The organism is Azospirillum agricola (genome assembly GCF_020005195.1).
Lineage (GTDB): Bacteria > Pseudomonadota > Alphaproteobacteria > Azospirillales > Azospirillaceae > Azospirillum > Azospirillum agricola.
Map to the genome: position 1 here is coordinate 784,222 of NZ_JAIFZR010000005.1, position 18,456 is coordinate 802,677.

An 18,456-nucleotide genomic window follows, 5' to 3' on the forward strand; every position below is an offset into this window, starting at 1 on the left:
GAACCGAGTGCTAGAGGCTGAACCGGTCGCCGAGGTAGACCCGGCGCACATCCTCGTGCGCCACGATCTCCGCCGGCCCGCCCTCCATTAGTACCACACCATCGTGCAAAATATATGCCCGATCGACTAGGTCTAAAGTTTCTCGCACGTTGTGGTCGGTGATGAGCACGCCGATTCCCCGGTCGCGCAGGTGCCCGACCAGCTCGCGGATGTCGTTCACCGCGATCGGGTCGATGCCAGCCAGCGGCTCGTCGAGCAGGATGAAGTGCGGCTGCCCGGCCAGCGCGCGGGCGATCTCGACACGGCGGCGCTCGCCGCCCGACAGCGCCAGGGCGGGCGCGCGGCGCAGGTGGGTGACGGAGAATTCGGCCAGCAGCTCGTCCAGCATCGCCTCGCGCGCGTCGCGGTCGCTCTCGACGACCTCCAGCACCGAGCGGATGTTGTTCTCCACCGTCATGCCGCGGAAGATCGAGGCCTCCTGCGGCAGATAGCCGATGCCCAGACGCGCGCGCCGGTACATCGGCAGCGCCGTGATGTCCTGCCCGTCCAGCGTGATGGTGCCGGAATCGGCGGCGATCAGCCCGGTGATCATGTAGAAGCAGGTCGTCTTGCCCGCCCCGTTGGGGCCAAGCAGCCCGACCGCCTCGCCGCGCTGAACGCTGACCGTCACGTCGCGGACGACCGGGCGCTTCTTGAAGGACTTGCCGAGATGGCGGGCGACCAGCCCCTCGGCGGGGGCGGCCGCGCTGGCGGCGGCCGGCCCGTTGGCGGTCAGCACGGTCACGGCTTCGCCGCCGCCGGCCTGGCGCCGGGGGCCGGCCTGCCCTGGGAACCGCCCGCTTCCGGACCGTTCTGGCCGGGGATCAGCAGGCCGCTGACCCGCCCGGCGGCGGGGCCGGCGATGACCCGGTTGATCTTGGTGTTCATGTTCATCTCGGCGGCCTCGCCGTTCAGCTGGTTGTCGCCGCGCGTGATCTTCACGTTGCCGATCAGCACCGCGACGTTGTCGGCGACCGAATAGACCATCTTGTCCGACAGCGCGACGTCGGTCGCCGTCGTCACCACGACGCTGCCCGCCCCGTCGATCCGCTCCATCTGGGTGGAACCGTCCGGCATCTTCCTGAGCTGGCCGATCAGCACGTCGGCGCGCAGCCGGTCGGCGCCGCGCACCGCCACCGCGTCGCCGCGCGCCACGGTCAGGTCGCGCGCCTCGTAATATTCCAGGCTGTCGCGGGCGGTCACCACGTCCTTGGTGGTGATCAGCTTCAGGTCCTTGCCGGTCACCACGGCGACCTGCTTGTCGACGTCGTAGACGCCGTGGTCGCCGAACACCTGCTGGTTCGGACTGACCACACGGACGGCGCCGTCGGCGACGAGCTGGAAGACCTCGTTCCCCTTGCCGGGAACCTCGCGGTAATAGGCGGTCAGCACGTCGGCGAAGACGGTCGATTCGCCGCGCTTGGCCGAGGCGTTGCCGCGCGCCACATAGGCGCGGACGTCCTGATGCCACTCGATCGCTTGGTCGGCGTTGACCTCGACCGGGATCTTGCCGCCGCCCATGCCGGGCAGCCCCTGGGCCAGGGCCGCGCCGGGCATGACGGCGCCGCCGGCGACCCCGGCGGCGAGAAGGGCGAGGACGGCGGCCAGCCGGCTGCGCGTGGAATGCATCACCGCTTCTTACTCCCCGGACGCTCGGCGGCCTGGACCTCGGCCTTGGACTGGTTGAGGAAGACCACCGTCTTGCCGCGGTCGGTCATGCGGAAGCCCTTGGCGTTGATCTCGCCCTGCGGCCCCTGCCCGGTCACATGGGCGTCGCCCCAGGCGTTGCCCTTGCGGATGTCGGTTTCCGCTTCCTCGGTGGTGAACTCGTTTCCGTCGTCGCGCATGACGCGGACGTTGCCGCGCATCAGCAGGATGCCGGTCACCTGGTTGTACCAGCCCTTGTCGGAACGGATCGTCACCCAGGTGCCGGCGGTCTCCGTCATCTCCGCCTCGGGCAGGTCGAGCAGCATGATGTCCGGCTGGTCGGTCGACTTGTCGGCCTTGGCGGCGACCAGGGAGAAGGGCTGGTTGTGCTCGTCCAGGCTGAAATAGCGCGGCTTCAGCATCTCGCTCTGCCCCTTGTCCGCGGCGATGCGCGGGGTCGGCAGGCTGGTCAGCGACGGCCACGCCGCCAGCAGCGCCACCAGCGCCAGGGCGGCGGCCGGCAGCACGAACTTCATGGCGGAGACGAAGCGGCTGTAGACCCGGCTGACCGGGCGGGTGTCGCGGCGCCGGTGGGCGCGCGAGGCCGCGGTCAGGTGATGCGGGACCGGGCCGGCGGCCAGGGGCAAGGCCGGAGCCGGGGCGGCGCCCTGCGGCGGAACGGCCGGACGGGTGCCCGGGCGGGCCTCGGCCCTCAGTTCCTGGACACCATCCTCGATGCTCATGGGCGGCTTCTCCGCTCGGCCGTGGTCAGGCGGCGCCCGCCCGCAGGCAATCGTGGATGTGCACGATGCCCAGCGGCCGGTCGGCCTCGATCACGAACAGGGTGGTGATCTGCTTCTCGTTCATCACCCGCAACGCCTCGGCGATCAGCGCCTTCGGCCGGATCGTCTTGGGATGGGGCGACATGATGCGGTCCGCGCGTTCCGCCAGCAGTTCCGGGGCGAGATGGCGGCGCAGGTCGCCATCGGTGATGATCCCGACCAGCGCGCCATCACCGTCGGTGACGCCGACGCAGCCGAGCCGCTTCGCGGTCATCTCAAAGATGACGTCGGACAGCGGGGAATCAAGACGGCAGAGCGGCAGCCCGTCGCCCGCGTGCATGACGTCGGTCACCTTCAGCAGCCCGCGGCCGAGCTGCCCGCCCGGATGGAATTCGCGGAAATCGGCGGCGGAGAAGCCACGGCGCTCCAGCAGCGCCACGGCCAGCGCGTCGCCCAGCGCCAGCATCATGGTGGTCGAGGTGGTCGGCGCCAGCCCCAGCGGGCAGGCCTCCGGCACCGGCGGCAGGATCAGGGCCACGTCCGACTGCTCGGCCAGCGCCGAGGCGGCCCGGCGCGTCATGCCGATCAGCGGGATGTCGAAGCGGCGGGTGTAGGCGATGATGTCCGACAGCTCGTGGGTGCCGCCGGAGTTGGAGAGCGCCACCACCGCGTCGTCGCGGGTGATCATGCCGAGATCGCCGTGGCTCGCCTCGCCGGGATGGACGAAGAAGGCCGGCGTGCCGGTGGAGGCCATCGTCGCCGCGATCTTGCGGGCGACATGGCCCGACTTGCCCATGCCGGTGACGATGACGCGGCCGCGGATGCCGTGCAGCGTGTCGAGCGCGCGCAGGAAGGCGCCGTCCAGCCCGTCGGCCAGCGCGTTCAGCGCGTCGGCCTCGGTGCGCAGGACACGGGCGGCGCAGGCGATGTCGTCCGCCCGCGTCCTTCCGGACTCGGAGGTCACGGATCCGGCCGGATCGCCGATCGCTTCCGCCGCCTCGTTCAACAAGCTGGTCATGGACGCAGGATGCCTTCTGGAAGAAACACGGCGCCGCCCGCCGGAACGAGCGCGGGCGGCGCCCCGCGAAGGGGGCAGTATGCCCACCGGCGGGCGCCGGGTCAAACCCACGGCCGGATGGACAGGGTTTGTCCCACCTTTGGGAGAGGACCCGACTTTGTACGAAGGGTCAATGCGCCAGGATGTCCGGCACTTCCCAGCCGCCGAGGTCGAGCTCGCCACGCGCCGGCAGGAAGTCGAAACAGGCCTGCGCCAGATGGGTCCGCCCCTCGCGCGCCAGCATGACGTCGAGCTTCGCCTTCAGGTCGTGCAGGTGCAGCACGTCCGACGCCGCGTACTTCATCTGCTCGGGAGTCAGTTCGGCGGCACCCCAGTCCGAGGATTGCTGCTGCTTGGACAGCTCGACGCCGATCAGATCCCTGGTCAGATCCTTCAGGCCGTGGCGGTCGGTGAAGGTGCGGACCAGCTTGGAGGCGACCTTGGTGCAGTAGACCGGCCGGCAGGAGACGCCGAGATAGGCCTTCATCACCGCCACGTCGAAACGCGCGAAGTGGAACAGCTTGGTCACGGCGGGATCGGCCAGCAGGCGCTTCAGGTTCGGCGCCTCGTACTGGCCCTTGCGGAACTGGACGAGATGCACCGCCCCGTCGCCGGCCGAGAGCTGGACCAGGCACAGGCGGTCGCGGTGGGGGTTCAGCCCCATGGTCTCGGTGTCGATGGCGACGGCGTTGTCGCGGGCGTTCGCCGCGAGGTCGAGGCCGTCCGGCAGATCGCCGTCATGAAGATCGATGGGCATGGTCGGTTCCCGGCAGAAGGCCCCCGGCCACGGACCCTAGAAACGACGAACGCCGCTCTGCACGGTCGCCCCGGATCGGGGAGTTGTGCATGCGGCGCAGCCGGGTAGAAAGAAATGGTGCCCAGGAGAAGACTCGAACTTCCACGACATTTCTGCCACAGGTACCTGAAACCTGCGCGTCTACCAATTCCGCCACCTGGGCTCGGTGCTCGGTGTGTGGACGGGTTTTTAGTGACCGGGCCGGGGGCCGTCAACAGCTTTTTTCTCGGGATCGTCATTTTTCCGGAACGGGCCGGCCGCCAGGAGCGGCTCCCATGGATGGGAGGCCCTAGCCGGACGGGGATGCTTTCGCTATAAGCATCGGCGCATTCATGTCCTAGAGATCAGGTCCGGGCGGCGCGCCAGCTAAGGGAGCCCGCGCGACACGGCACGGGGGAGACGGTCGATGTCCTATCGCACTCAGGTTATCACGGTGTTCGGCGGGTCGGGCTTCATCGGCCGCCACCTGATCCGGCGCCTCGCCAAGTCGGGCGCCGTCGTCCGCATCGCGACGCGCAACCCGGCCAAGGCCGGCTTCCTGAAGACCGCCGGCGCCGTCGGCCAGATCGTCCCCTTCGCCACCGACGTGACCAAGGACGAGTCGGTCGCCCGCGCGCTCCAGGGCGCCGACATCGCCATCAACCTGATCGGCGTGCTGTACGAGCGGGGAGCCCAGAGCTTCCAGGCCGCCCATGTCGACTGCGCCGCCCGCATCGCCCGCATCGCCGCCGTCGGCGGCGTGTCGCGTCTGGTGCATGTCTCGGCGCTGGGCGCCGACGCCGCCTCGCCGGCTTCCTACGCGCGCTCCAAGGCAGCGGGTGAGCAGGCCGTGCTCGACGCCTATCCGGCGGCGACCATCCTGCGGCCGAGCATCGTCTTCGGGCCGGAGGACAATTTCTTCAACAAGTTCGCCGCGATGGCGCAGATCGCCCCGGCGCTGCCGCTGATCGGCGGCGGCAAGACCCGCTTCCAGCCGGTCTATGTCGGCGACCTCGCCGACGCCATCGTCGCCTCGCTGGATCTCGACAGCGCCAAGGGCCGGACCTTCGAGCTGGGCGGCCCGCGCGTCTACAGCTTCCGCGAACTGCTGGAGCTGACGCTGAAGACCATCCAGCGCAAGCGCTTCCTGGCCACCATTCCGTGGAGCGCCGCCGAGACGCTGGGCGGCGTGCTGGAAAAGGTGCCGGTGCTGGCCCCGGCGCTGACCCGCGACCAGGTCGAGCTGCTGAAGCGCGACAACGTGGTGTCGCCGTCGGCCGCCGGCTTCGCCGACCTCGGCATCACCGCGCTGACCTCCTGCGAGGTGCTGGTGCCCACCTATCTGGGTCGCTTCATCGTCGGCGGCCGCAACCCGACGGTGGCCGGCGGCGCGCACTGATCCGCAGCGCCCCCGCTTCGCCAACGACAGCCCCGGCCGCCGCGCCGGGGCTTTTTTTTCATGGCAGCCCTGTCGGGGGCCGGACACCCCCCGGCTTGATTTCACGGGGCCAGGGCGGCATGTCCGGGCCTCCGCCTTCCGGCCCGGCGGCGGAACACCAACCGGCGGAAGGCGATCATGACGGACAGCGAAGCAGGCCGCACGCAGGCGGCGCGGCGGGCAAGCCGGACCGCCTTCCTCCTGAACGGCACCGTCTTCGGCGTGTGGGCCACCCACATCCCCGCCATCAAGGCGCATCTGGATCTGAGCGCCGCCGTGCTGGGCACGGCGTTGCTCTGCCTCGCGGTCGGCGCGCTGACGGCGATGGTCGCCAGCGGCCCCCTGCTCGGCCGGCTGGGCAGCGCCCCGGTGACGCGGGCCACGGCGCTCGCCTTCGCCGGCCTGCTGCCCCTGCCCTCGCTGATGCCGGACGTCGCGTCGCTCTGCGCCGCCCTGTTCCTGTTCGGCGCGGCCGGCGGCACGATGGACGTCGCCATGAACGCCCAGGGCGCCCTGGTGGAGCGCCGGCTCGGCCGCCCGGTCATGTCGTCGCTGCACGGGATGTGGAGCCTCGGCGGCCTGACCGGGGCCGGGGCCGGCGGGCTGCTGCTGCCTCTGCTGCCGGCGCCCGTCCAGGCCGGGCTGGTCGCCGCCGTCCTGCTCGCCCTCTTCCTGGCGACGCAATCCAGTCTGCTGCCCGACCGCGAGAGCGCGGGAGAGGGCGGCCTCGCCCTGCCCGACCGCGGCACGCTGCTGCTGGGGGCGATGGCGATGCTCGCCTTCATGAGCGAGGGCGCCATCCTCGACTGGAGCGCCATCTATCTGCGCGAGGATCTGGAGAGCGCCACGGCGCTCGCCGGCTTCGGTTTCGCGATCTTTTCCGGCGCCATGGCGCTCTGCCGCTTCTTCGGCGACCGGCTGCGCCAGAAGGTCGGCGCGGTGGCGCTGGTGCGGGCGGGCGGGCTGCTGGCCGCCGGCGGGCTGGCGCTCGCCCTGCTGGGCGGGACGCCGGCGCTGGCGCTGGTCGGCTTCGGGCTGACCGGAATCGGCCTGTCGAACATCGTCCCGGTGCTGTTCAGCGCCGCCGGGGCCGCGGAGGAGGGGCCGGGGAAGATATCCGCCGCCCGCTCGATCGCCGCGGTTTCGACGCTCGGCTACACCGGGGTGCTGGCCGGGCCGGCGCTGCTCGGCTTCGTGGCGGAGGCGAGCAGCGTCGGGGCGTCCTTCGGTCTGGTCGCGGCGCTGATCCTGGCGATCACCGCCATGGCCCGGCGGGGCGTGCGGGTGCCCGCCCGACCGCTGTGACCCGACCGCTGTGACCTGACCGTTACAGATAGAGGAAGGCCAGCATTCCGCTGCCGATGGCGATGCGGTACCAGCCGAACGGCGTGAAGCCGTAGCGGCCGACGAAGTCCACCAGCGTCTTGACCACCAGCGCCGCCGCGATGAAGGCGGTGACGAAACCGACCGCGATCAACGCCGCGTCGTCGAGGTTCATCACGCCCCAGTTCTTGTAGAGGTCGTAGGCCGTCGCCCCGGCCATGGTCGGCACCGCCAGAAAGAACGAGAATTCGGCCGCCGCCTTGCGGTCCACCCCCATCAGCAGCGCGCCCAGGATGCTGGCGCCCGAGCGCGACACGCCGGGCACCAGGGCCAGGCACTGGCACAGCCCGATCTTCAGCGCCAGCGGCGCCGAGAAGCTCTCGATCTGGTGATAGCGGGCGACCGGGACGAAGCGCTCGACCACCAGGATGGCGACGCCGCCGACGATCAGGGCGACGCTGACCACGGTCGGGTTGAACAGCAGGGTCTTGATGATCCCATGCAGCCCGGCGCCCAGAACCATGGCCGGCAGGAAGGCCAGCAGCACGGCGCGGACGAAGCGGCGGGCGCCCGGATCGTCGGCCAGCCCGGTGGCGACCTTCCACAGCCGGGCGAAATAGACGACGCAGATCGCCAGGATGGCGCCGAGCTGGATCACCACCTCGAACACCTTGCCGGGCGGCCCCTCGAAGCCGAGGAAGGTGTCCAGCATGATGAGGTGGCCGGTGGAGGACACCGGCAGGAACTCGGTCAGCCCCTCCAGGAGGCCCATCAGGACGGCGTCCAGATATTGATCGATCAGCATGCGGTGCTGCGCCTTCGACGGAGTGGGGAAAACACTGTTCCGGCTTATAGCACCCGTCCTGGAGCTTGGCGATGTCGAGGGGTCGGTACCCCTCTTTGGGGGAAAGGACCGATTCGAGACTAATTTTCTTTCTTGATTTCCGAAACCGCCGATATGCGGACCAATCCGGTCTGGATTGCGAATGAAAAGGTCAACAACCGATACCTATCGGCTCTTTTGTGCTTCCACCGCGCCGCAGCATGCGTTATATGACGAGCGTCCGACCGTGCGCGGACATTCGGTTTCAACCCAGCCGAGGGTCCCAAGGCAACCGCCGGGACCTCCCGGTCAGGCGGTCGCCCCTCACGGCGCGGTGCCGCGTAGAAGGAGCAGAAGGTCATGGCGAGCCAGAAGATGTTGGGCTTCGTGCACACCGCGCAGAAGATGCCCGACAAGCGCACCGCCGAGGAGCGCCGCCAGGACTTCGCCGAGATCTACGCCCGCTTCACCGACCAGCGCGCCAACGAACAGGCCAACCGCTGCTCGCAGTGCGGGGTTCCCTTCTGCCAGGTCCATTGCCCGGTCTCCAACAACATCCCCGACTGGCTGAAGCTGACCGCCGAAGGCCGGCTGGAGGAGGCCTACGAGACCTCGCAGGCGACCAACAACTTCCCGGAAATCTGCGGCCGCATCTGCCCGCAGGACCGGCTGTGCGAGGGCAACTGCGTCATCGAGCAGTCGACCCACGGCGCCGTGACCATCGGCTCGGTCGAGAAGTACATCAACGACACCGCCTGGGAGCAGGGCTGGGTCAAGCCCCGCACGCCGGTGCGTGAGCTGGGCCTGTCGGTCGGCATCGTCGGCGCCGGCCCCGCCGGTCTGGCCGCCGCCGAGGAACTGCGCGCCAAGGGTTACGAAGTCCATGTCTACGACCGTCACGACCGCATGGGCGGCCTGCTGGTCTACGGCATCCCCGGCTTCAAGCTGGAGAAGGACGTCGTCGGCCGCCGCGTTCAGCTGCTGGCCGACGCTGGCGTGATCTTCCACCCGAACTTCGAGATCGGCCGCGACGCCTCGCTGGCCGATCTGCGCGATCGCCACGTCTCCGTGCTGATCGCGACCGGCGTCTACAAGGCGCGCGACATCAAGGCGCCGGGCTGCGGCCTGAAGAACATCGTGCCGGCGCTGGACTACCTGACCACCTCCAACAAGGTGAGCCTGGGCGACAGCGTCGCGGCGTTCGAGGACGGCTCGCTGAACGCCAACGGCAAGAAGGTCGTGGTGCTGGGTGGCGGCGACACCGCCATGGACTGCGTGCGCACGGCGATCCGCCAGGGCGCCACCTCGGTGAAGTGCCTCTACCGCCGCGACCGCAAGAACATGCCGGGCTCGCAGCGCGAGGTCGCCCACGCCGAGGAGGAGGGCGTCGAGTTCGTCTGGCAGGCCGCCCCCGAGGGCTTCACCGGCGATGATGTCGTGACCGGCGTGCGCGCCGTGCGCATCCATCTCGGCGTCGCCGACGCCACCGGCCGCCAGACCCCGCAGGTGATCGAGGGCTCCGCGTTCACCGAGGAGGCCGATCTGGTCATCAAGGCGCTGGGCTTCGAGCCGGAGGACCTGCCGGGCGCCTTCGGCGCGCCCGACCTGACCACCACCCGCTGGGGCACGCTGCTGGTCGACCACCGCACCAAGATGACCAGCCTGGACGGCGTCTTCGCCGCCGGCGACATCGTGCGCGGCGCCTCGCTGGTCGTCTGGGCCATCCGCGACGGCCGCGACGCGGCGGAAGCCATGCACGCCTACGCCCAGGCCGAGACGGAGCGCGTCGCGCTGGCCGTCGCCGCGGAGTGATCGACGGTGCCCACCGTCGCCTGGATCGTCGGCTTCGCCGTTCTCATCTTCTTCGAAGACCATGACCCGCCCCATTTCCACATCCGGGGCAAGGGCGTGGTGGCCAAGATCCTTCTGGAGGATCTGTCCATCGTCGAGGTGAAGGGAACCCTGAAGCCGGCGGAAATCCGGGCGATCCGCGCGTGGGCCAGGAACCACTTGCCGGACTTGTATCATTGCTGGCGGGCGGTGCAGTCTGGCGAGACACCACAGAAGATCGATGGGTGACGCGATGTATTCCATTGCACGAGCCACAGCCAACCGGGATCACACGGTGGACATCGACTGGCAGCACGGCGCCTCGTCGACCGTGGACTTCAAGCCCACCATCGCCAAGGGCGGGGTCTTCACGCCAATGGCCGACCCGGAATTCTTCGCGACGCGGATGCGGGTGGACCCGGAAGGTTACAGCCTGGGTTGGCCAGGCGAGGTGGATTTCAGCGCCGACAGCCTGTGGTACCGCACGCATCCGGAAGACTTGCAGCGTGATTATGGGGTGATTTCAGCAGCTGAATAAAAAATTAACAGATCAAGGAAAATACATCATGTTTCCGACAATAATACGTAGGATCAAGTTATTCTGCCCGGATTCCGGCCCTTTCTGGTTTGACGTCAGAACAGACAAAGATTGCAAAATTCTGCTTTTTCCTGGTCAATATTATCCAGGATTCCACAAGCATGAAGATTCTAATTTTCACTCCAATGAACCCGCACATCCCGTTCTTCTTGATCAAGACAGCGGCGAAGTAATATGGTCAGCTGAACCTAAAAACGACAGATGGCACTTTGATCTGAAAAGATTCAACGCCATAATCGGTGAGAAAATTACTTTTACACATGGTGATGGATCGCAATACATCTACACAGTAGAAGAGGATGATGTAATTTTCACGGAAAACACATTAGAGTAAATTTATTTGTTTGATGGCATTTTACTGACACCGCCAGCTGTTTTGTCTTTCATCTCCCCAGGGGTCCAAACCCCCAGGTCCACGTTCAGACTGTGAAAGGGTCGTTCCATGACCACCGAGTTGAACCAGGGTGAGCAGTTCGTCGCCGATTTCCGCGCCAACGCCGCGGCGCTGACCACTGCCAACGCCTACAATCCGGAGGATGAGCACGACGCCTGCGGCGTCGGCTTCATCGCCGCGATCGACGGCAAGCCCCGCCGTTCGGTGGTCGAGAAAGGCATCGAGGCGCTGAAGGCGGTCTGGCACCGGGGTGCGGTGGACGCGGACGGCAAGACCGGCGACGGCGCCGGCATCCACGTCCAGGTCCCGCAGAAGTTCTTCAAGGACCATGTCAGGGTCATCGGCCACCGCGCGCCCGACAACAACCTCGCCGTCGGCCAGGTGTTCCTGCCGCGCGTCAGCCTGGACGCGCAGGAAGCCTGCCGCTGCATCGTCGAGACCGAGATCCTGGGCTTCGGCTACTACATCTACGGCTGGCGCCAGGTGCCGATCAACGTCGACATCATCGGCGAGAAGGCCAACGCGACCCGGCCCGAGATCGAGCAGATCATCGTCGGCAACACCAAGGGCGTGTCCGACGAGCAGTTCGAGCTGGACCTCTACATCATCCGCAACCGCATCGAGAAGGCGGTGCGCGGCGAGCAGATCAACGACTTCTACATCTGCTCCCTGTCGGCGCGCTCGCTGATCTACAAGGGCATGTTCCTGGCCGAGCAGCTGACCACCTTCTACCCCGACCTGACCGACGAGCGGTTCGAGTCGAGCTTCGCCATCTACCACCAGCGCTACTCGACCAACACCTTCCCGACCTGGCCGCTGGCCCAGCCCTTCCGCATGCTCGCCCACAACGGCGAGATCAACACGCTGAAGGGCAACGTCAACTGGATGAAGGCGCACGAGACCCGCATGGAGCACCCGGCCTTCGGGGCGCACATGCAGGATCTCAAGCCCATCATCGGCGTCGGCCTGTCCGATTCGGGCGCCTTCGACTCGGTGTTCGAGGTGATGGTGCGCGCCGGCCGCACGGCGCCGATGGTCAAGATGATGCTGGTGCCCCAGGCGCTGACCAGCTCCAAGACCACGCCCGACAACCACAAGGCGCTGATCGCCTACTGCAACTCGGTGATGGAGCCGTGGGACGGCCCGGCCGCGCTCGCCATGACCGACGGCCGCTGGGTCGTCGGCGGCATGGACCGCAACGGCCTGCGCCCGATGCGCTACACCATCACGACGGACGGCCTGATCATCGGCGGGTCCGAGACCGGCATGGTCAAGATCGACGAGACCCAGGTGGTCGAGAAGGGCCGCCTCGGGCCGGGCGAGATGATCGCCGTCGACCTGCTGGAGGGCAAGCTCTACCACGACCGCGCGCTGAAGGACCATCTGTCCTCCCTGAAGCCGTGGGGACAATGGGTGAAGAACACCACCCACCTCGACGAGCTGGTCAAGGACGCCGCTCAGAAGGGCGAGCCGTCGGAGATGGACCGCGACGAGCTGCGCCGCCGCCAGATGGCCTTCGGCCTGACCATGGAGGACATGGAGCTGATCCTCCATCCCATGGCCGAAGACGGCAAGGAGGCCATCGGCTCGATGGGCGACGACAGCCCCATCGCCGTGCTGTCGGAGAAGTACCGCGGCCTGCACAATTTCTTCCGCCAGAACTTCTCCCAGGTCACCAACCCGCCGATCGACTCGCTGCGTGAACGCCGCGTGATGAGCCTGAAGACGCGGCTCGGCAACCTCGGCAACATCCTGGACGAGGACGAGAGCCAGACCCGGCTGCTCCAGCTCGACAGCCCGGTGCTGACCACCGCCGAGTTCCGCGCCATGCGCGGCTACATGGGCGACACGCTGGCCGAGATCGACGCCACCTTCCCGGTGGACGGCGGCCCCGACGCGCTCCGCGACGCGCTGCGCCGCATCCGCGTCGAGACCGAGGACGCGGTGCGCGGCGGCGCCAGCCACGTCGTGCTGACCGATGAGGCGATGGGCTCGGCCCGCGCCGCCATCCCGGCGATCCTGGCGACCGGCGCCGTCCACACCCACCTGATCCGCAGCAACCTGCGCACCTTCACCTCGCTGAACGTGCGCACGGCCGAGTGCCTGGACACCCATTACTACGCCGTGCTGATCGGCGTCGGCGCCACCACCGTCAACGCCTATCTGGCGCAGGAGGCGGTGGCCGAGCGTCACCGTCGCGGCCTGCTCGGCTCGCTGCCGCTGGAAAAGGCGATGGCCAACGTCAAGAAGTCGATCGACGACGGCCTGCTGAAGATCATGTCCAAGATGGGCATCTCGGTCATCAGCAGCTACCGCGGCGGCTGCAACTTCGAAGCCATCGGCCTGTCCCGCGCGCTGGTCGCCGAGCATTTCCCGGCGATGGTCAGCCGCATCTCCGGCATCGGCCTGAACGGCATCCAGAAGAAGGTGCTGGAGCAGCACGCCGTGGCCTACGACAACGCCGTCGTGGCGCTGCCGGTCGGCGGCTTCTACCGCTTCCGCAAGTCGGGCGACCGCCACGGCTGGGAGGGCGGCATCATCCACACCCTCCAGCAGGCCGTCACCAACGACAGCTACACCACCTTCAAGAAGTATTCCGAGCAGGTGAACAAGCGGCCGCCCATGCAGCTGCGCGACCTGCTGGAGTTCCGCTCGACCAAGCCCGCCGTCCCGGTGGACGAGGTCGAGAGCATCACCGCCATCCGCAAGCGCTTCATCACGCCCGGCATGTCGATGGGCGCGCTGTCGCCCGAGGCGCACGGCACGCTGAACGTCGCGATGAACCGCATCGGCGCCAAGTCCGACTCGGGCGAGGGCGGCGAGGATCCGGCGCGCTTCCGTCCCGACAAGAACGGCGACAACTGGAACTCCGCGATCAAGCAGGTGGCGTCGGGCCGCTTCGGCGTCACCGCCGAGTACCTGAACCAGTGCCGCGAGCTTGAGATCAAGGTCGCCCAGGGCGCCAAGCCCGGCGAGGGCGGGCAGCTGCCCGGCTTCAAGGTGACGGAGATGATCGCCAAGCTGCGCCACGCCACCCCCGGCGTGATGCTGATCAGCCCGCCGCCGCACCACGACATCTACTCCATCGAGGATCTAGCCCAGCTCATCTACGACCTGAAGCAGATCAATCCGGACGCGAAGGTAACGGTGAAGCTGGTGAGCCGTTCCGGCATCGGAACGATCGCCGCCGGCGTCGCCAAGGCCAACGCCGACATCATCCTGATCTCGGGCCATTCGGGCGGCACGGGCGCCAGCCCGCAGACCTCGATCAAGTTCGCCGGCCTGCCCTGGGAGATGGGCCTGTCGGAGGTCCATCAGGTCCTGACGCTGAACCGCCTGCGCCACCGCGTGCGGCTGCGCACCGACGGCGGCCTGAAGACCGGCCGCGACATCGTCATCGCCGCCATGCTGGGTGCGGAAGAGTACGGCATCGGCACCGCCAGCCTGATCGCCATGGGCTGCATCATGGTCCGCCAGTGCCACTCCAACACCTGCCCGGTCGGTGTCTGCGTGCAGGACGAGGCGCTGCGCGAGAAGTTCGTCGGCTCGCCGGAGAAGGTCGTCAACCTGTTCACCTTCCTCGCCGAGGAGGTCCGCGAAATCCTGGCCAAGCTGGGCTTCCGCACGCTCAACGAGGTGATCGGCCGCACCGACCTGCTCCATCAGGTCAGCCGCGGCGCCGAGCATCTCGACGACCTCGACCTCAACCCGCTGCTGGCCCAGGTCGATCCCGGCGAGAACGCCCGCTACTGCACGCTCCAGGGCCGCAACGAGGTGCCGGACACGCTCGATGCCCGCATCGTCGCCGACGCCCGCCCGCTGTTCGAGGAGGGCGAGAAGATGCAGCTCGCCTACAACGCGCGGAACACGCAGCGCGCCATCGGCACGCGGCTGTCCTCGATGATCACGCGGAAATTCGGGATGTTCGGGCTCCAGCCCGGCCACATCACCGTGCGCCTGCGCGGCACCGCCGGCCAGTCGCTGGGCGCCTTCGCGGTGCAGGGCATCAAGCTGGAGGTGATGGGCGACGCCAACGACTATGTCGGCAAGGGCCTGTCGGGCGGCATGATCGTGGTGCGCCCGCCGACCAGCAGCCCGCTGCTGTCGAACGAGAACACCATCATCGGCAACACGGTGCTGTACGGCGCCACCGCCGGCAAGCTGTTCGCGGCGGGTCAGGCGGGCGAGCGGTTCGCGGTGCGCAACTCCGGCGCCACCGTGGTGGTCGAGGGCTGCGGCTCCAACGGCTGCGAGTACATGACCGGCGGCACGGCGGTGATCCTGGGCAGGGTCGGCGACAATTTCGGCGCCGGCATGACCGGGGGCATGGCCTACATCTACGACGCCGACGACCAGCTGCCGCTCTACATCAACGACGAGAGCGTCATCTTCCAGCGCATCGAGGTCACGCATTACGAGGCCCAGCTGCGCGCCCTGATCGAGGAGCACGTCGCGGAGACCCAGAGCCGCTTCGCCGCCGAGATCCTGAACGACTGGGAGCGCGAGCTGACCAAGTTCTGGCAGATCGTGCCGAAGGAGATGCTGAACCGTCTGGCCGTTCCGGTGACGCTGCCCAAGGCGATCCCGGCGGAGTGACGGCCCGTCTGAAAGCCCCTCTCCTCCTGCGGGAGAGGGTTTCGGACAACCTCTCACGAAGACTTCCACAGGGGCGGTCCCATCCGGGCCGCCCTTTCTCTTTGGACGTACTCCCGGCTCCCGTCGCGACCAATGGACCGTTCGCCTATTTCCGCATTCCGGAATATTCTGGTGTGTGGATGGTTGATGCAGGCGGACCCGACCACCGCCCCGCAACCGACGAAAGGAGGGCGCATGCCGGCAGGCGACGGCTTTCGCATCGTGATCCGCATGGCCCGCGCGACCGACGCGCCGCGCTGCGCCGAGATCTTCCTCCACGGCCGCCGCACGGCGTTCTCCTGGCACCCGGCCGACCGCTTCGGCCTCGACGACTATTACGATTGCGTCCAGGAGGACGAGGTGATGGTCGCCGAGGTGGACGGGCTGGTCGTCGGCTTCGTGTCGATCGACGAATCGGAACGCTTCATCCACAACCTGTTCATCGACGCCGCCTGGCACAAGCGCGGCATCGGCTCCGCCCTGCTGCGCGAGGCGCTCGCCCTGCTGCAAGGCTCCGCCCAGCTCGCCTGCGCGGCGCGCAACGCGGCGGCCCGCGCCTTCTACGAGCACAAGGGCTGGACGCCGGTTCCCCCTCCCCCCTCGGACCATCCCGAACCGCTGGTGCTCTACCGGATGTCGCGGGCGGGCTAGACACGACCGGTTCGGGCGTTTCCCAGGGTGCCCACGGTCGCGCCCGTGCTAGAAGGAACCGGCACCCGGCACATCACCCGCGCGCAGGAGAAGCGCCATAGCGACCATCGCCGAAGCGCTGAATCTGGCACTCGACCACCACCGCCAGGGACGGATGGAGGAGGCGGGGATTCTCTACGGCCGCATCCTCGACGCCGACCCGGACCAGCCCGACGCCCTGCATCTGCTGGGCCTGCTGCGCGCCCAGCAGGGACACCCCGCGCAGGCGCTGGAACTGGTGGACCGGGCGCTGGCCCTGCGCGGCGACCGCGCGGCGTTCCACGTCAACCGCGCAAAGCTGGCCCTGGTCCTGGGCCGCCCCCGGGAGGCCGGCCATGGCCTGCGCCGCGCCCTGGCCCTGGACCCGGCGGCGGCGGACGCCTGGGAGCAGGCGGCCTCCCTCGCGGAGCACGGCATCGACCCGCCGCAAGATCCACGGCAGGCTCTCAGCCGCGCCGTCCGGCTGGGACGGCGGGATCTGGCGGCCCGGCTGGCGGCCCTGGGGCGTCAGCACGGCGACGCCATCCTGCTGGGCGACGCCGTCGCCGCCGGGGCCTGCGACGCCGACACCTTCTACGCCCTTGCCAACGCCCGGCTCGACGCGGGCCGTCCGGCCCCGGCGGCCCGCGCCTACCGCGCGACCCTCTGCCTGCGGCCGGACGCCCACGCGGCCTTCTACAATCTGGGCGTGGCCGCCTTTTCCGCCGGGGATTTCGACACGGCCGAGCGGGCCTTCGCGCGCGCCGGCACCGTCCGCCCGGACGACCTGCAAGCGCTCGACTACCGCGCGGTCGTTCTCCACACCGCCCATCGGCTGCCCGAGGCGGCGGCCCAGACCGACCTGCTGCTCGACCGCAAGAACGCACTGGCGCCCGCGGCACCACCCCTGCCGGAGATGCCCAGCCATCCCGGCCGGCGCCGGCGCGACGTGATCGCCTTCAGCCTGTGGGGCGACCGGCCGGACTACACGCAGGGCGCCATCGAGAATGTCCGGCTGGCGCGGGAGCTTTATCCCGGCTGGATCTGCCGGATCTACCACGACGACTCGGTGCCGGCCCCCGTGCTCGCCGCGCTGGACGCCGCCGGGGCAGAGCGGGTGGCGATGCCCGTGGGGACGGCGGCGGCGCAGGGAACCCTGTGGCGCTTTCTGGTGTCCGACGACCCCGATGTGGCCCGTTTCCTGTGCCGGGACGCCGATTCCCGGCTGAACCGCCGCGAGCGGGCCGCCGTGGACGAATGGCTGGCCTCGCCGCACCCCTTCCATGTGCTGCGCGACCATGTGCTGCACAGCGAGGTCATGCTGGCGGGGCTGTGGGGCGGTCTGGCCGGCCTGCTGCCGCCGCTGCCCCCCCTGTTCGACGCCCACACCGCGCGGGGGACCGACCGGCTGAGCGACCAGCGCTTCCTGCGCGACGTGGTCTGGCCGCGCATCCGCACGCGCTGCCTCGTTCACGACAGCGCCCATCCCCGCCACGGCCGCCCCTTCCCGCCCGTGTCCATCGAGCCGCGGTTCGCCTTCACCCATGTCGGGGCCAGCGTCCGGGTGGAGGGGTGAGCGTCGTGGCCGGCCGGGCCTGAAACCGCGATCGAAACCGCGATTCGGGGACCGGGCGCGACGTTCCGGCTGATGGGGGCGGTCATCCCCCGAACGGACGAGCGTCCACCCCGCCGCCCGGGCTGTTTTCCTTTGCTGCGTTGCGCTACAGTCCCGCCGCCATGAGGACCCTGTACCACCACCCGCTCCACACGCTGTCGCGAATCGCCCGCGTGATGCTGGCCGAGAAGGGCCTGCCCTTCGATCCGGTGATCGAGAAGCCGTGGGAGCGGCGCACCGACTTCCTCAAGCTGAACCCCTCCGGCGAGGTCCCGGTCCTGGTCGAGGAGGACGGCACCATCGTCGCCGGCGGGCTGGCGGTGGTCGAGTATCTGGAGGAAGCCTACCCCGACGTGGTCCTGCTGCCGCGCGAGATCGCCCACCGGGCCGAGGTGCGGCGGCTGGTCGACTGGTTCACCCGCAAGTTCGAGCGCGAGGTGACCGAGAACCTCGTCGGCGAGAAGCTGATCAAGCGGCTGTCCGGCGAGGGCCACCCCTTCGCCCCGGCGATCCGCGCCGGGCTGGCGAACATCCATTACCACCTCGACTACATCGCCTTCCTGTCGGAGCGGCGCCCCTGGCTGGCCGGGCCGAGCTTCACGCTGGCCGACATCGCGGCGGCGGCGGAACTCTCCTGCCTCGACTACATCGACAACGTGCCGTGGGACCGGCACGGCGAGGCCAAGGACTGGTACGCCCGCATCAAATCGCGGCCCAGCTTCCGCGCCCTGCTGGCCGACAACGTCACCGGCAGCCCGCCGCCCAAACACTACGCCGACCTCGATTTCTGACCGGCGGGGCCCGGCGGGTCGGCGGTTCGTCCGTCTCCCA

Annotated in this window: 16 protein-coding genes and 1 tRNA gene; 10 read left to right on the plus strand and 7 right to left on the minus strand. The window is 68.8% G+C overall.

Features of this window, described 5'->3' with window-relative positions:
• Positions 1 to 10: 10 nt before the first annotated feature.
• The 6 genes from lptB to JN22_RS18665 all read right to left on the minus strand — a co-directional run bounded on the left by lptB (position 11) and on the right by JN22_RS18665 (position 4,484).
• The gene (lptB, locus tag JN22_RS18640) at positions 11 to 784 is read right to left on the minus strand and encodes an LPS export ABC transporter ATP-binding protein (protein ID WP_085555377.1); all 774 of its coding nucleotides are present in this window, start codon (positions 782 to 784) and stop codon (positions 11 to 13) included.
• Entirely contained in the window at positions 781 to 1,668 is an 888-nt protein-coding gene (locus JN22_RS18645) for an LptA/OstA family protein (RefSeq protein WP_085555378.1), read from the minus strand. Before JN22_RS18645 ends, lptB begins: the two co-directional genes overlap by 4 nt.
• Complete coding sequence (lptC, locus tag JN22_RS18650) at positions 1,668 to 2,429, minus strand: LPS export ABC transporter periplasmic protein LptC (protein ID WP_085555379.1); 762 nt, start codon at positions 2,427 to 2,429, stop codon at positions 1,668 to 1,670. The genes JN22_RS18645 and lptC overlap by 1 nt, the downstream gene beginning before the upstream one ends.
• Positions 2,430 to 2,454: 25 nt before the next feature.
• Positions 2,455 to 3,486 (minus strand): KpsF/GutQ family sugar-phosphate isomerase, encoded by a 1,032-nt coding sequence (locus JN22_RS18655; protein WP_143268356.1) that lies wholly within the window; start codon positions 3,484 to 3,486, stop codon positions 2,455 to 2,457.
• Positions 3,487 to 3,655: 169 nt separating this feature from the next.
• Complete coding sequence (locus JN22_RS18660; protein ID WP_085555380.1) at positions 3,656 to 4,282, minus strand: ribonuclease D; 627 nt, start codon at positions 4,280 to 4,282, stop codon at positions 3,656 to 3,658.
• A gap of 115 nt (positions 4,283 to 4,397) precedes the next feature.
• A tRNA-Leu gene (locus tag JN22_RS18665) sits at positions 4,398 to 4,484 on the minus strand.
• Between the two features lie 243 nt (positions 4,485 to 4,727).
• On the opposite strand from JN22_RS18665, the gene JN22_RS18670 reads away from it, so the two are divergent.
• Positions 4,728 to 5,699 carry a complex I NDUFA9 subunit family protein gene (locus JN22_RS18670; RefSeq protein ID WP_085555381.1) on the plus strand — a complete coding sequence of 324 codons (972 nt, stop codon included), beginning with the start codon at positions 4,728 to 4,730 and terminating at the stop codon, positions 5,697 to 5,699.
• 177 nt (positions 5,700 to 5,876) lie between these two features.
• On the plus strand, positions 5,877 to 7,043 hold the full coding sequence (locus tag JN22_RS18675; protein ID WP_085555382.1) for an MFS transporter: 1,167 nt from the start codon (positions 5,877 to 5,879) through the stop codon (positions 7,041 to 7,043).
• A gap of 22 nt (positions 7,044 to 7,065) precedes the next feature.
• Here JN22_RS18675 and JN22_RS18680 read toward each other — a convergent pair whose 3' ends face one another.
• Complete coding sequence (locus tag JN22_RS18680; protein ID WP_085555383.1) at positions 7,066 to 7,866, minus strand: undecaprenyl-diphosphate phosphatase; 801 nt, start codon at positions 7,864 to 7,866, stop codon at positions 7,066 to 7,068.
• 378 nt (positions 7,867 to 8,244) lie between these two features.
• On the opposite strand from JN22_RS18680, the gene JN22_RS18685 reads away from it, so the two are divergent.
• From JN22_RS18685 to JN22_RS18720, 8 genes are all read left to right on the plus strand, one after another.
• A complete protein-coding gene (locus JN22_RS18685) occupies positions 8,245 to 9,696 on the plus strand; it encodes an NAD(P)-dependent oxidoreductase (RefSeq protein WP_085555384.1) in 1,452 nt (483 codons plus the stop codon).
• A 6-nt stretch (positions 9,697 to 9,702) separates the two neighbouring features.
• A complete protein-coding gene (locus tag JN22_RS18690; protein ID WP_085555385.1) occupies positions 9,703 to 9,963 on the plus strand; it encodes a DUF4160 domain-containing protein in 261 nt (86 codons plus the stop codon).
• Positions 9,956 to 10,252 carry a DUF2442 domain-containing protein gene (locus JN22_RS18695; RefSeq protein ID WP_085555386.1) on the plus strand — a complete coding sequence of 99 codons (297 nt, stop codon included), beginning with the start codon at positions 9,956 to 9,958 and terminating at the stop codon, positions 10,250 to 10,252. Before JN22_RS18690 ends, JN22_RS18695 begins: the two co-directional genes overlap by 8 nt.
• Positions 10,253 to 10,280: 28 nt before the next feature.
• On the plus strand, positions 10,281 to 10,646 hold the full coding sequence (locus tag JN22_RS18700; protein ID WP_143268357.1) for a hypothetical protein: 366 nt from the start codon (positions 10,281 to 10,283) through the stop codon (positions 10,644 to 10,646).
• 108 nt (positions 10,647 to 10,754) lie between these two features.
• On the plus strand, positions 10,755 to 15,302 hold the full coding sequence (gene gltB, locus JN22_RS18705; RefSeq protein ID WP_085555387.1) for a glutamate synthase large subunit: 4,548 nt from the start codon (positions 10,755 to 10,757) through the stop codon (positions 15,300 to 15,302).
• A 234-nt stretch (positions 15,303 to 15,536) separates the two neighbouring features.
• On the plus strand, positions 15,537 to 15,992 hold the full coding sequence (locus tag JN22_RS18710; RefSeq protein ID WP_085555388.1) for a GNAT family N-acetyltransferase: 456 nt from the start codon (positions 15,537 to 15,539) through the stop codon (positions 15,990 to 15,992).
• A gap of 118 nt (positions 15,993 to 16,110) precedes the next feature.
• Entirely contained in the window at positions 16,111 to 17,586 is a 1,476-nt protein-coding gene (locus JN22_RS18715; protein WP_223677940.1) for a tetratricopeptide repeat protein, read from the plus strand.
• 161 nt (positions 17,587 to 17,747) lie between these two features.
• Positions 17,748 to 18,416 carry a glutathione S-transferase family protein gene (locus tag JN22_RS18720; protein ID WP_085555390.1) on the plus strand — a complete coding sequence of 223 codons (669 nt, stop codon included), beginning with the start codon at positions 17,748 to 17,750 and terminating at the stop codon, positions 18,414 to 18,416.
• Positions 18,417 to 18,456: the final 40 nt, after the last annotated feature.